Below are 12,430 nucleotides of genomic sequence, written 5' to 3' on the forward strand. Positions count from 1 at the left end.
AAGGAGCTGTCGCCATGATGAAGAATCAACTGGCCGGGCTGATGAAACAAGCCCAGCAGATGCAGGACAATATGAAGAAGATGCAGGATGAGCTCGCGCTGATCGAGGTCGAGGGCCAATCCGGCGCCGGCCTGGTCAAGGTGACGATGACCTGCAAGAACGAGGTGCGCCGTGTCGCCATCGATCCGAGCCTGCTCGCCGATGACAAGGACATGCTGGAAGACCTCGTCGCCGCCGCGGTCAACGATGCCGTGCGCAAGGCCGAGGCGACCACGCAGGAAAAGATGGGTTCGCTGACCAGTGGCATGCCGCTGCCGCCGGGCTTCAAGCTGCCGTTCTGACGGACCGGTTCGTCGCATGAAGCAGCCATCCGCCCTGGCGACGCTGATCGACGCGCTGCGCGCGTTACCCGGCGTCGGGCCGAAATCCGCCCAGCGGATCGCCTATCACCTGATGCAACACGATCGGCCCGGCGCGGACAAGCTCGGCAAAGCATTGCTCAATGCGACCTCGAACCTCAAGCATTGCCTTCGATGCAATACCTTTACCGAGGCGGAGATCTGCGAGACGTGCCTCGACGAGCAGCGCGACACGTCACTGCTTTGTGTCGTCGAAACGCCGGCTGACCAGGTGATGCTCGAGCAGACTCTGACCTACAAGGGTCTCTACTTCGTGCTGATGGGGCGGCTCAGTCCGCTCGACGGCATCGGTCCGAAAGAGATTCACTTCGATCGGCTCGTGAAGCGGGCGACCGATGGCGCGGTTCGTGAAGTGGTGCTCGCAACGAATTTCACGAATGAAGGTGAGGCGACCGCACATTACATCGCGCAGGCCCTCAAATCGCGCGGACTGACGGTGAGCCGGCTCGCGCGCGGCGTACCCGTCGGCGGCGAACTCGAGTATGTCGATGCGGGCACCATCGCGCGCGCGATGCTCGACCGGCGTTCGGTATAGAGAGGTGCGGGCGGCCGGTGCGGCGGGCACCATTGTCCGCGCGATGCTCGACCAGCGTTCGGTATAGAGAGGTCCGGGCGGCCGGCGCGGCACGCGCCATCGCTGTTCGAGCAAAATGCGCAAGCGTCGTAAGTGTGTCGAAAATCCTCGGTTACAATCGCCAGATGCGAATTCTGCTCAGCAACGACGATGGTTATCTGGCGCCCGGCCTGGCGGCGCTGCACCATGAATTGACCCGCCTCGGCGACGTTGCGGTCATTGCCCCTGAACAAAACTGCAGCGGCGCATCGAACTCGCTGACGCTGACCCGGCCACTCTCGGTTTTCGAGGCGCCGAGCGGTTTCCGGTACGTGAACGGCACGCCGACTGACTGCGTGCACATCGCGCTGACGGGCATGCTCGACTACCGGCCGGACGTTGTCGTGTCGGGCGTCAACAATGGTCAGAACATGGGTGAAGACACGTTGTATTCAGGCACGGTCGCCGCGGCCACCGAAGGTTTTCTATTCGGTGTGCCTTCGTTCGCGTTCTCGCTCGCGAACAAGGACTGGGAGCATATCGGCGACGCCGCGCGCGTCGCAGCCGATATCGTCGAGCACTATCTGGCGCACTCCCTGCCGGCCCCGTTCCTGCTCAACGTCAACATTCCGAATCGTCCCTACGAAGCGCTCAGGAACTGGCGGGCGACCCGGCTCGGCAAGCGGCATCCGTCGCAGCCCGTGATCCGCCAGGAAAATCCGCGCGGCGAGCCGATCTACTGGATCGGCGCGTCGGGCGACGCACGTGACGCGAGCGAGGGCACCGATTTTCATGCAGTGGCGAACGGCGATGTGTCGATCACGCCGCTGCAACTCGACCTGACCGACCCGGCTCAGCTCGAGAGCGTGCGCAACTGGACGGCGCGCCTGGAGCAGTGTCGATGACCGGCAGCGCGCCGAAGCGCTTTCCGCTCGGACTTGGCGATCTCGTCCGTGCACCGCGCGCGAAGGGCGACCGCGCGGGCGGTCAGTCTCAGGCGGGCGAGAAGGCCAATATCGGTGCGAAAACGGCGACCAAGGCCACGGTCGCGCATGCGGGGTTCAATTCAAAGCCTGCAAAAACCGCGAAATCGGGCAAGGTTGCAGCCGCGAAGAAGTCGGCTAGCGGCGACGCGGCCCCGAGGCAGTCAACGGCCGGGCAGGCGAGCACCGGGCAAACCAGGCCGGCCGCCACAGGGCACCCCGCCGCAGCGCAGACGGCAAAGCACGCGGCCGCCAAGGTGCCTCCCGAGTCGCGCCAACGCGCGGCAGTGCTCGCGACCGAGCACGCGAAACCGCATGAACGGGCGCGCGCCGAGCGCGAGATGCCAGGCTTTGTCGTTCGCTCTCCGATGCGTGTCGAACCGCCGGTAAAAATCGTGCGCTCCGTCGCGACATCGGTGAAGCAGGCGGTCGGCATGGTCGCGCGAGCGCGGCCGCCTGTCCCGGTGACGTCCTTTGTGACATCATCAGCCGCCCAGAAAGGAGGGGTTTCGAAAACGGTGGTGCCGTTTGGCACGGTGTCGAGAAACCAGCCGGTCCCCGCCGCCGGAAGCACTCCGTTTACCCTGACCTCTGAACGCGTTCGCGAACGGATGGTCGAACGCGTGCGTGCCAGTGGGGCCAGTGATCCGCGCGTGCTGGCCGCGATGGCCGCGGTGCCGCGCCATTTGTTCGTCGACCCGGGTCTTGCTACCCAGGCCTATGAAGACGCTGCGCTCCCGATCGGTCATCACCAGACGATTTCAAAGCCTTCGGTGGTCGCGCGGATGATCGAGCTCGTCGCAGTGGGCCGGGAGTTGGGTAGCGTACTCGAAATCGGCACGGGCTGCGGCTACCAGGCCGCTGTTCTGGCGGGCATCGCGCGCGACGTGTATTCGATTGAGCGGATTCGTCCGTTACATGAGCGAGCGAAGCAGAATCTGAGACCCTTGCGGATCAGGAACATCCGGCTCCATTACGGCGACGGAAGGCTGGGCATCCCAAGTGTCGCGCCCTTCGATGCGATCGTGATCGCGGCGGCCGGCCTCGATGTTCCGCAAGCGTTGCTCGAACAGTTGCAGATAGGCGGCAGACTGATTGCGCCGGTTGGTGGAGAGTCCCAGAGACTCACACTGATCGAGCGCGTCGCCGCGAATGAATGGCACGAATCGCAGCTTGATCGTGTTTTCTTTGTGCCCTTAAAATCTGGAGTGATTTGAAAGCGATGAGCAAGTTGCGGAGAGAGAATGTGGCCGCCCACACGTCAATGGCTCAATGGATGCTGATAGGCGGCGTTTTGTCGACGCTGGCGGCATGCTCGACGCGGCTCGACAATGCGCCGGTGATCGACCGGTCGCCTTCCGCCGGTATCAACTCGCCGACCACGCAGTTGCCGCCTGGCACGATCCAGACCGTCCCGGGATCCGGCGAGGCCGCCCCGCTCGGGCCCCCGCCGCCGGGCTACTATCGTGTGAAGCCGGGCGATACCTTGTACCGTATCGCACTGATCAACGGCCGCAACTATCGAGATATTGCTGCCTGGAACAATATCCAGAACGCGAATCAGATCGAGGTCGATCAGTTGTTGCGCGTGGCGCCACCGGGCACGACCCCGTCGATCGCAACGACCCCCGGCGTATCGACCGCGCCGCTTGGTGGTGGTCCGGCCGTCAACGCGGCGCCGCTCGGACCCGCGAACAACGGCGTGACGCCGCCGGTGCAGGTCGCGGCGAATCCGCCTTCGACCTCGGCCTTGAATCCGGCTCCGACGCCTTCGGCTCCGCCAGCCGGCTCGAGCACGCCCGCCGCGGGTGGCCCGATTTCGTTTGCATGGCCGCTGCACGGTCCGATCCTGCACAACTTCGACTCGCAAGACCGTGGGCTCGATATCGGCGGCACCGCGGGGGACACCGTGCGGGCCTCGGCCGAAGGGCGTGTTGTTTATGCGGGCAACGGTCTCCGCGGCTACGGCAACCTGATTATCATCAAGCATGACGCCACTTTCCTGACCGCGTATGCGCATAATCGTGCATTGCTCGTGAAGGAAGGCGACGCGGTAACGAAGGGTCAGAAAATTGCCGAGATGGGCAGTACCGATGCAGACAAGGTGATGTTGCATTTCGAAGTTCGCAAACAGGGTAAACCGGTCGATCCGCTACAGTACCTACCGCCTCAATAGGCTAGGGAGCACCATGCCGAAAGAGAAGCGACGCCAGCATGCCGGGACGTCTGACGACGTTCGCGATCGTGACGCCGCAGATTCGGATGACGAACGTACCGCGCCCGAGCCCGGGGACGACGACGCTGACGGCGTCGAACCCGAGTTCGGCGAGACCGGCGAACGCCAGGCGATCGTACCGGCGGTGGTGGAGCCCGACCCGGACGACTTCAAGGCGGTGCTCAAGGCGGAGCTGACCGCCGACACGATCCAGCATTACCTGAACCGGATCAGCGTCAAGCCCCTGCTGACGGTGACTGAGGAACAGCATTATTCGACGCTTGCCAAGGCGGGCGAATTCCCGGCGCGGCAGGTGATGATCGAGCGCAACCTGCGCCTGGTCGTCAGTATTGCCAAGGGGTATCTGAATCGTGGCGTGCCGCTGCTCGATCTGATCGAGGAGGGCAATCTCGGCCTCATGCATGCGATCGAGAAATTCGATCCGCAGCGCGGCTTCCGCTTTTCAACCTATGCGACGTGGTGGATCCGCCAGAGCATCGAGCGCGCGATCATGAATCAGGCGCGTACGGTACGGCTGCCGGTGCACGTGATTCGCGAACTCAACCAGGTGCTCCGCGCGAAGCGTCATCTCGAGAAGAGTTCGGCGAATTCGGAGGCGCCGAACGACCGCCGCGACGCAAGCGTCGAAGATATCGCGCACCTCACGGGCAAGACGCCCGAGGAAGTGACCGATATCCTCGCGCTTAATGAACACACGGCCTCGCTCGACGCGCCGCTCGAACTCGATCCCACGAGCAGCCTCCTCGATCTGCTCTCGGATGACCAGAGCGAGTCGCCCGATGCCGAGGTCCAGCATCGCGAACTCGAGCAGTTGACGCGCGCATGGTTGTCGCGCCTGTCCGACAAGCACCGGCATGTGATCGAACGCCGCTTCGGTCTGAACAACGTCGAGCCCGCGACGCTCGAAGAGTTGGCCGACGAAATGGGCCTGACGCGCGAACGCGTCCGCCAGATTCAACAGGAAGCGCTGGTGCGCTTGAAACGTTATTTCGCCTCGAACGGCGTGCGCAAGGATGCCGTGCTGTGATACCGGTTTTGGTTTTCGATATTGAAACGGTCCCCGACGTGGCCGGTCTTCGCAAGCTCGGCGACGTGGTGCCGGACTTGTCCGACGCCGAAGTCGCGGAGCTTGCGTTTGCCGCTCGGCGCGAGAAGACGGGATCGGATTTTCTGCCACATCATTTGCAGCGCATCGTCGCGATTTCGTGTGCGTTTCGCGATCGCGAAGGCTTTCGCGTGCGCTCGCTCGGCACCCCCGCCGATTCCGAAGCCGCGCTGATCCAGTCGTTCTTCAAGGTCATCGAACGCTATACACCGATTCTCGTCTCGTGGAACGGCGGTGGCTTCGACCTGCCCGTGCTCAATTACCGCGCACTCGTGCACGGCATCGCGGCTGCCAAGTACTGGGACATGGGCGAGGATGATCGCGACTTCAAGTGGAACAATTACATTGCGCGCTATCACATGCGCCACACGGATTTGATGGACGTGCTCGCGATGTACCAGCCGCGCGCGAGCGCGCCGCTCGATGCGCTCGCCAAGATGTGCGGTTTCCCCGGCAAGATGGGGATGGACGGCTCGCAGGTCTGGAATGCGTTTTGCGAAGGGCGGATCGAGGAAATTCGCAACTACTGCGAGACCGATGTCGTCAATACGTATCTGCTCTACGCACGTTTTCAACTCATGCGTGGTGCGTTTACATCAGACGACTACGCGACCGAGATCGACGTGGTCAAGCGCGCGCTCGCGGCTGAAACGGGACCTCAGTGGCAGGAATATCTGGCGGCGTTCGACGTCTAATCCAACGGGTGGCCCCTTGATCTACAATGCCGCCTTTCCGCCGTTCGACATCGAAAGTTTACCGTGCCGCAAAAGCCTCCATCCGCCCCCAAGCTTCAGCCCGCTGCCAGCTATCCAGTGATCGACATCCTGTCGCTCGACATGGAGGCGCGGGGTGTTGGACGTCTCGTCAACGAGGACGGCAGTCCGGGTAAGGTCGTTTTTGTCGAGGGTGCGCTCCCCGGTGAGCGGGTCCGCTACGCGAGCTTTCGACGCAAGTCGAAATTCGAGCAGGCGACGCTCGTCGAAGTGCTGCAATCGAGTTCGATGCGCGTGAAGCCTCCCTGCCCGGTGTTCGACATCTGCGGTGGCTGCTCGATGCAGCACCTCGACATGCGCGCGCAGATCGCGGTCAAGCAACGCGTGCTCGAGGACAATCTGTTCCATCTTGCCAAGTTGCGCCCCGAGATGATGTACCGGCCGATCCATGGTCCGTCGAGCGGCTACCGGTTCCGCGCGCGACTCTCGGTTCGCCATGTCGCCAGCAGGGGGGGCGTGCTGGTCGGATTCCATGAGCGCAAGAGCAGCTATGTGGTCGACATGACCTCGTGCGAGGTGTTGCCCGCGCATGTCTCCGTACTGCTGGGGCCGCTGCGCGAGATGATCGGCGCGATGTCGATTCGCGATCGTCTGCCGCAGATCGAACTGGCGATCGGACGGGCTGCGGATGGGGAGAGCGTGACGGCGCTGGTGCTTCGGATCCTCGCGCCGCTCGATGCGAACGACGAGACATTGTTGCGCACGTTTGCCGATCTTCATCAAGTGCAATTCTGGCTTCAGCCCAAGGGGCCGGATACGGCGTATCCGTTTTATCCGGACAACAATGAGCTGGCCTATGTCTTGCCGGAATACAACATCCGGATGCCGTTTCGGCCGACCGACTTCACCCAGGTCAATCACCAGATCAACCGCGTGCTGGTCCATCGGGCTCTGCGCCTGCTCGAGCCAAGCCGGAGCGACCGGGTGCTCGATCTGTTTTGTGGGATCGGCAATTTCACTTTGCCGCTCGCGCGCGTCTCGCGTGAGGTCGTGGGCATCGAGGGCAGCGAAACGCTGACGGGGCGCGCACTCGAAAATGCGCGCGCGAACGGTGTCGATGCCCATACGACGTTTGCGTCGCGCAACCTGTTCGAGCTGACGGCCGACGACCTGGTCGCACTCGGCCCGTTCGACAAGTATCTCGTCGATCCGCCGCGCGAGGGCGCGCTGGCTGTCGCGAAGGCGCTGGCCGCGCTTCATCAGCGCGGTGACGATGCGAGCTTGCCGAAGCGGATCGTCTATGTGTCGTGCAACCCGTCGACGCTCGCGCGCGATGCGGGACTGCTCGTTCACGAAGCCGGCTACCATTTGCGCGGCGCGGGCGTCGTCAATATGTTCCCGCATACCTCGCACGTCGAGTCGATTGCGCTGTTCGAGCGGGATTGATCGCAAAAACCCGGGAAGGAGAGTCGGAAAAGAAGGGGAGAAAGACAAATAAAAAGGCCGGCCCCGATGGGCCGGCCTTTTTATTCAAGTCCCGCTGAACAGCCGAGCTGCCCAGCCGGGATCAATCAGTTGCGATTACCGCCACCGCCGCCGAAGATCGACAGGATCACGAGCAGGTTCGTGAAGACGTTGTAGAGATCCAGGTAGATCCGCAGCGTCGCGCTGACATAGCTCGTCTCACCGCCGTTCACGACCCGCTGGAGGTCGAACAGGATGTAGGCCGAAAAGATCACGATCGCGATCACCGATACCGTGAGCATCAGCGCCGGCAGCTGCAGGAACATGTTCGCGATGCTCGCGACAATCAGCACGATCACGCCCATGAACAGCCACTGGCCGAGACCCGCGAAGCTGCGCTTGCTGACGGTGGCGACCGTCGCCATCACGCCGAAGATGACCGCGGTGCCACCGAACGCCATCATGATCAGGGTCGGCCCGTTGACCATGCCGAGCACGAAACTCAACAGCCTCGACAGCATGAGACCCATGAAGAACGTGAAGGCCAGTAGCAGGACCACGCCCACACCACTGTTGCGGAAACGCTCGATTGCGAAGATCAGGCCCATCGCGACCGCGAAGAACAGCAGCAGCGTCATCATCGGGCTTGCGGCCGCGAACATCGAGAAGCCGGTCGTAATACCGATCCATGCGCCAAACACCGTCGGGATCATCGACAGGGCGAGTAGCCAGTAGGTATTGCGCAGCACACGGTTGCGTACTTCTGCAGTCGTGACACTGCCGCGGCCAAGATCGTAAGTTCGAAAATCGCTCATAGGGACTCCTCGTTCTACAAAGTTCTACAACTCGTTGTTTTCTGCCAATTTGACCGGCGGCCCGGGCAGGCGTTCCGTGCTGGGTGGTCGCACGCAGTGCGGCGGCGAATTACTCCGGGTTACCGAGTGGCCCGCCGCTTGCGTCCTGGCACCGCACGCGCCTCCGTCCTCCCTGAGACGGTGGCCGCCTGGCGACTCTGAGCCGGCCGTTTTGGATAGGCTCTTCGAATTATCCATTAGACGGGCTTTTCAGGCCCGCTTCCGGGCGCCAAAATGCACGCTTGGTTCCTTACCGATCATACCTGCCTTGATGTTAGAATGCTAGGTTCGTTTAGGAACGTAACTTCTTATTTATTTGGAGCTTTTAATGGCGCTCGAACGCACCCTGTCGATTATCAAGCCTGATGCCGTCGCGAAGAATGTAGTCGGCCAGATTCTCAGCCGCTTCGAAGGCGCTGGGCTGAAGATCGTCGCGACCAAGCTGACGCAATTGTCGCGCGGGGAAGCCGAGAAGTTCTACGGCGTGCATGCAGCACGTCCGTTCTTCAAGGATCTGGTCGATTTCATGATCTCCGGTCCGGTCGTCGTCTCGGTGCTCGAAGGTGAAGGCGCGATTGCGAAGAACCGGGACCTGATGGGCGCAACCGATCCGAAGAAGGCAGAAAAGGGCACGATCCGTGCCGATTTCGCCGACAGCATCGACGCCAATGCGGTACACGGTTCGGATGCAGCGGAAACGGCTGCAGTCGAGATCGCGTTTTTCTTCCCGGAAGCGCATATCTATTCGCGCTAAATCAGGCGGATTGTTGACGTCAATGCGGGGATGGCAGTCGTGGCCGCCCCCGCATGGATAGTCTGGATGGGAACAGGAGCCGCTGTGCCTGCACGGGCTGGCGGCTCCGCGAAACAGGTGGTGATCGAAATGGCGAACGCTGAAACCGTGAATCTGCTGGATTTCGATGCGGCCGGGCTGGTCGCATACTGCGCGAGCCTCAACGAGAAGCCGTTTCGCGCGAAGCAACTCGAGCGCTGGATACATCAGTTCGGCGCAGCTGATTTTGACGGCATGACCGATCTCGCGAAGTCCCTGCGCGAGAAGCTGCATACCCGTGCCTCGATCGTCGCGCCCGCGATCGTCAGCGACCATATATCGTCTGACGGTACACGCAAATGGCTGGTCGACGTCGGCAACGGCAATGCGGTCGAAACGGTGTATATCCCGGAGGAAACGCGAGGCACGCTGTGTGTCTCGTCGCAAGCGGGCTGCGCGGTCAATTGCCGCTTCTGCTCGACGGGGAAACAGGGTTTCAACCGGAATTTGACGACGGCCGAGATCATCGGCCAGTTGTGGATGGCCGAACATACGTTGCGCCGTTCGATCGGTGCGGGTGGCGGCCGCGGCGAGGCCGATCAGCGCGTGATCACCAATGTCGTGATGATGGGCATGGGCGAACCGCTGCTGAATTTCGACGCGCTGATTCCCGCATTGCGACTCATGCTCGACGACAACGCCTATGGGCTGTCGCGCCGCCGCGTGACAGTCTCGACCTCGGGGGTGGTGCCGATGATGGACCGCCTCGGTGCGGAGGTGCCGGTCGCACTCGCCGTGTCGCTGCATGCCCCCAACGATGCGCTGCGCGACGAACTCGTGCCGTTAAACCGCAAATACCCGCTGCGCGAGTTGATGGCCGCCTGCCGCCGCTATCTCACGGTCGCACCGCGCGATTTCATTACCTTTGAATACTGCATGCTCGACGGCGTCAACGACACCGATGCGCATGCGCGTGAATTGATCGCCCTGACGCGCGACGTGCCATGCAAGCTGAACCTGATTCCGTTCAATCCGTTTCCGGAGTCGGGGCTGCTGCGCTCGAAGAACGAGCGGATCAAGGCGTTTGCACAGATCCTCATGGATGCCGGCCTGGTCACGACGATCCGCAAGACGCGCGGCGATGATATCGACGCCGCCTGCGGGCAACTGGCGGGCGAAGTGAAAGACCGCACCCGGCTCAGCCAGCGCACGCAACGGACGCAGCGCCAGATTCAGGGCGGCAAGATCATCGAGGTGCGTCCGGTATGATCGGTACGGGCCGGCGCTCGAGCCACGGGTGGTCGTCTGGCGCGAAGTGCGCGCATGGCGGCATGGTAGCGGCATTGCTGCTGGCGGGGTGCGCGGCGGTCGAGCCGCGCCTGAATGACGAGGCGCACGCGGCGGATCTCCCGCGCCGATACCGGGCCGCGCTGCGCACGGAGCTTGCGCAGGCCTATTTCGAGCAGGGTGTGCCGGCGATCGCCGCCGTGGAAGCGCAGGCGGCGCTGGCGCTGGATCCGGTCAACCGGCACGCCGCGCATCTGCTGGCCTTACTTGCTGTGCAGGGTGGGGATGTCGAGGCAGCCGAGGCCTGGTTCCGGCGTGCGCTGAGCGCGCCCGGCGCGGCCGACGACCCAGTGCTGCGCAAAAATTACAAGCGGTTTGACTGCGAGCGAATCGGTCGGCAGGCTTCGCGGGCCGATTGTCCGAGTGGTCCGGCGAGGGAGGACGACTTGAAATCGGACGTTTCCTGGCCTCACCTGTTGCGCGCGCAAAGCATTGCGATGGACAATTCGACTGCTTCCGGCGCAAATCGGCGGCATACGGAGTACGGCCGCACGGGGCAGTCGCGTCAAGCGGCTGGGGGCCTTGGACATCATCGCACCAGACAAGAATATTCGAGCGAGGGATCACGGGATGAGTAACAAGCAGGATTCGGCGTCGGAAGACGCCGTCGCCGACGAGCGACGACTGGCCGCCCATGACGCGCGGGATGTGCGCGAGGCGGCGTCGACGACGTCAGCGCTGCCCGCGAACCGCGCGGTTGCTGCCGAATCCGGCGCGGACGCCGCTTCCAAGGAGCTTTCGGCGAATTTTTCGATGGCTTCCGTGAGGAGTTTTTCAACCCATGCTTCGCCGTCCGGGTCGGGCGAGGTTGGCGGCACCGGTACCGGGGCGACCCTTGGAGTCCCGCAGGCCGCTGCCCCCGAGCCTGAATATCGGGCGAGCGCGCAGGATGATTTGCAGCTGGACGCCGCGCCGACTTCCGCCACCGGTGTGGGAGCGCGCCTGATGCGCCTGCGCGAGGCACACCGCTGGTCGATCGAAGACGTGTCGACCCGGCTCAAGGTGCCCACGACCAAGCTGCGTGCGATCGAGGCGGGCGACCTGTCGGCGCTGCCTGACTTGACCTTTACGCTCGGCGTGATCCGCGCCTATGCGAAGCTGCTGGGTGTCGACTCCGCGCCTCTCACGGCTGTATTGCGCCAGTCGAGTGGCCCGGTTGAACAGGATTTGTCGATGCCGGCTTCGCGTGGCGGTGGTTTGCCGCGTGGCGGCAAGATGTCGACTATGTCGTGGAACGGGCCGCCCAAACGGCGTCCCTGGCTGTGGGCGATCGGCGCCGTGGTGCTCGCTGTCGTCGTGCTGCTGCTTTACCGCAGCGGGACGGAGCCCGCCGCGTGGCTCGCTAAACTCAAACAGAACGCCGAGACGGCCAACCCGGCCTCGGCTGCCGCGAATGCATCCGCGGCCGAGGCGGCGGCGTCTTCCGAAGTGGCGGGCGATGCGCCGGCGACGGGCGCGGACGGCCAGACACCCGTCGAGGAGGGCGCGTCGGATGCCGCATCACTGAGTGCGGCAAGCACCGTGAGCGCGTCCACGTCGGCCGCGCAGACGCTGGCGGCGGTGAGCGCGGCGGGTCCGAACCCGGTCGTCACCGCGAGCGCCGCGAATTTGACTACCCCGACGGCCAGCACGCCGGCGAACGCGACGGCTGCGAGCGCACCGTCCGCGCCGCCCGTGCCGGCAGCGGGCCAGTCATCGATCCATATAAGCGTGACACAGGACAGTTGGGTTAGCGTGCGTCAGGCGGACGGCAAGGAAGTGATGTCCGGCCTGCTGCACGCGGGTGATCCGCGCGATGCGGTCGGCACACCGCCCTTGCAGTTCGTGATCGGCAATCGTACCGGCCTCGAGTCGCTCGAAGTGAACGGCTCGCCGGTCGATCCGTCAAAATACGCGAACGCGAAGGGGAACGTGGCGCGGTTCAGCCTGCCCTGACCGACCGGTTTTTGGGCCGCCGGCAGGCGGCTCGTGCCGCCGCTGCCGG

The 12,430-nt window shown here is 63.5% G+C and carries 13 protein-coding genes; 12 read left to right on the plus strand and 1 reads right to left on the minus strand.

Annotated elements, in window-relative coordinates:
• The first annotated feature begins 14 nt into the window (after positions 1-14).
• From HV670_RS22025 to rlmD, 8 genes are all read left to right on the plus strand, one after another.
• The gene (locus HV670_RS22025; protein ID WP_175107065.1) at positions 15-341 is read left to right on the plus strand and encodes a YbaB/EbfC family nucleoid-associated protein; all 327 of its coding nucleotides are present in this window, start codon (positions 15-17) and stop codon (positions 339-341) included.
• Positions 342-357: 16 nt separating this feature from the next.
• Positions 358-954, plus strand: a complete 597-nt coding sequence (gene recR, locus HV670_RS22030; RefSeq protein WP_175107067.1) for a recombination mediator RecR — start codon at positions 358-360, stop codon at positions 952-954.
• 164 nt (positions 955-1,118) lie between these two features.
• Positions 1,119-1,877: a 5'/3'-nucleotidase SurE gene (gene surE, locus HV670_RS22035; protein WP_175107069.1), complete on the plus strand. Its 759-nt coding sequence runs from the start codon at positions 1,119-1,121 to the stop codon at positions 1,875-1,877.
• Positions 1,874-3,172, plus strand: a complete 1,299-nt coding sequence (locus HV670_RS22040) for a protein-L-isoaspartate(D-aspartate) O-methyltransferase (RefSeq protein WP_175107070.1) — start codon at positions 1,874-1,876, stop codon at positions 3,170-3,172. Before surE ends, HV670_RS22040 begins: the two co-directional genes overlap by 4 nt.
• A gap of 5 nt (positions 3,173-3,177) precedes the next feature.
• Positions 3,178-4,131, plus strand: coding sequence for a peptidoglycan DD-metalloendopeptidase family protein (locus HV670_RS22045; protein ID WP_175107073.1), 954 nt, complete (start codon positions 3,178-3,180; stop codon positions 4,129-4,131).
• Between the two features lie 13 nt (positions 4,132-4,144).
• Positions 4,145-5,218 carry an RNA polymerase sigma factor RpoS gene (rpoS, locus tag HV670_RS22050; RefSeq protein ID WP_175107075.1) on the plus strand — a complete coding sequence of 358 codons (1,074 nt, stop codon included), beginning with the start codon at positions 4,145-4,147 and terminating at the stop codon, positions 5,216-5,218.
• The gene (locus HV670_RS22055) at positions 5,215-5,991 is read left to right on the plus strand and encodes a 3'-5' exonuclease (protein ID WP_175107076.1); all 777 of its coding nucleotides are present in this window, start codon (positions 5,215-5,217) and stop codon (positions 5,989-5,991) included. The genes rpoS and HV670_RS22055 overlap by 4 nt, the downstream gene beginning before the upstream one ends.
• 63 nt (positions 5,992-6,054) lie before the next feature.
• The gene (gene rlmD / locus HV670_RS22060; protein ID WP_246257809.1) at positions 6,055-7,455 is read left to right on the plus strand and encodes a 23S rRNA (uracil(1939)-C(5))-methyltransferase RlmD; all 1,401 of its coding nucleotides are present in this window, start codon (positions 6,055-6,057) and stop codon (positions 7,453-7,455) included.
• Positions 7,456-7,580: 125 nt separating this feature from the next.
• On the opposite strand, the gene HV670_RS22065 is transcribed toward rlmD, so the two are convergent.
• The gene (locus HV670_RS22065) at positions 7,581-8,288 is read right to left on the minus strand and encodes a Bax inhibitor-1/YccA family protein (RefSeq protein WP_175107078.1); all 708 of its coding nucleotides are present in this window, start codon (positions 8,286-8,288) and stop codon (positions 7,581-7,583) included.
• A 367-nt stretch (positions 8,289-8,655) separates the two neighbouring features.
• On the opposite strand from HV670_RS22065, the gene ndk reads away from it, so the two are divergent.
• From ndk to HV670_RS22085, 4 genes are all read left to right on the plus strand, one after another.
• Positions 8,656-9,081 (plus strand): nucleoside-diphosphate kinase, encoded by a 426-nt coding sequence (gene ndk, locus HV670_RS22070; RefSeq protein WP_175107080.1) that lies wholly within the window; start codon positions 8,656-8,658, stop codon positions 9,079-9,081.
• 129 nt (positions 9,082-9,210) lie between these two features.
• Positions 9,211-10,368 carry a dual-specificity RNA methyltransferase RlmN gene (gene rlmN / locus HV670_RS22075; protein WP_175107126.1) on the plus strand — a complete coding sequence of 386 codons (1,158 nt, stop codon included), beginning with the start codon at positions 9,211-9,213 and terminating at the stop codon, positions 10,366-10,368.
• Complete coding sequence (locus HV670_RS22080) at positions 10,365-11,024, plus strand: hypothetical protein (RefSeq protein ID WP_175107082.1); 660 nt, start codon at positions 10,365-10,367, stop codon at positions 11,022-11,024. The genes rlmN and HV670_RS22080 overlap by 4 nt, the downstream gene beginning before the upstream one ends.
• On the plus strand, positions 11,017-12,381 hold the full coding sequence (locus tag HV670_RS22085; RefSeq protein ID WP_175107083.1) for a helix-turn-helix domain-containing protein: 1,365 nt from the start codon (positions 11,017-11,019) through the stop codon (positions 12,379-12,381). The genes HV670_RS22080 and HV670_RS22085 overlap by 8 nt, the downstream gene beginning before the upstream one ends.
• Positions 12,382-12,430: the final 49 nt, after the last annotated feature.

The organism is Pararobbsia alpina (genome assembly GCF_902859895.1).
Taxonomy (GTDB): domain Bacteria; phylum Pseudomonadota; class Gammaproteobacteria; order Burkholderiales; family Burkholderiaceae; genus Pararobbsia; species Pararobbsia alpina.

What these genes read in the sequence shown, in the direction of transcription:
- HV670_RS22045 (WP_175107073.1), top strand. Translation starts at nt 3,178, where the DNA reads ATGAGCAAGTTGCGGAGAGAGAATGTGGCCGCCCACACGTCAATGGCT.
- surE (WP_175107069.1), top strand. Translation starts at nt 1,119, where the DNA reads ATGCGAATTCTGCTCAGCAACGACGATGGTTATCTGGCGCCCGGCCTG.
- HV670_RS22085 (WP_175107083.1), top strand. Translation starts at nt 11,017, where the DNA reads ATGAGTAACAAGCAGGATTCGGCGTCGGAAGACGCCGTCGCCGACGAG.
- HV670_RS22080 (WP_175107082.1), top strand. Translation starts at nt 10,365, where the DNA reads ATGATCGGTACGGGCCGGCGCTCGAGCCACGGGTGGTCGTCTGGCGCG.
- rpoS (WP_175107075.1), top strand. Translation starts at nt 4,145, where the DNA reads ATGCCGAAAGAGAAGCGACGCCAGCATGCCGGGACGTCTGACGACGTT.
- HV670_RS22065 (WP_175107078.1), bottom strand. Translation starts at nt 8,288, where the DNA reads ATGAGCGATTTTCGAACTTACGATCTTGGCCGCGGCAGTGTCACGACT.
- rlmN (WP_175107126.1), top strand. Translation starts at nt 9,211, where the DNA reads ATGGCGAACGCTGAAACCGTGAATCTGCTGGATTTCGATGCGGCCGGG.
- HV670_RS22040 (WP_175107070.1), top strand. Translation starts at nt 1,874, where the DNA reads ATGACCGGCAGCGCGCCGAAGCGCTTTCCGCTCGGACTTGGCGATCTC.
- recR (WP_175107067.1), top strand. Translation starts at nt 358, where the DNA reads ATGAAGCAGCCATCCGCCCTGGCGACGCTGATCGACGCGCTGCGCGCG.
- HV670_RS22025 (WP_175107065.1), top strand. Translation starts at nt 15, where the DNA reads ATGATGAAGAATCAACTGGCCGGGCTGATGAAACAAGCCCAGCAGATG.
- ndk (WP_175107080.1), top strand. Translation starts at nt 8,656, where the DNA reads ATGGCGCTCGAACGCACCCTGTCGATTATCAAGCCTGATGCCGTCGCG.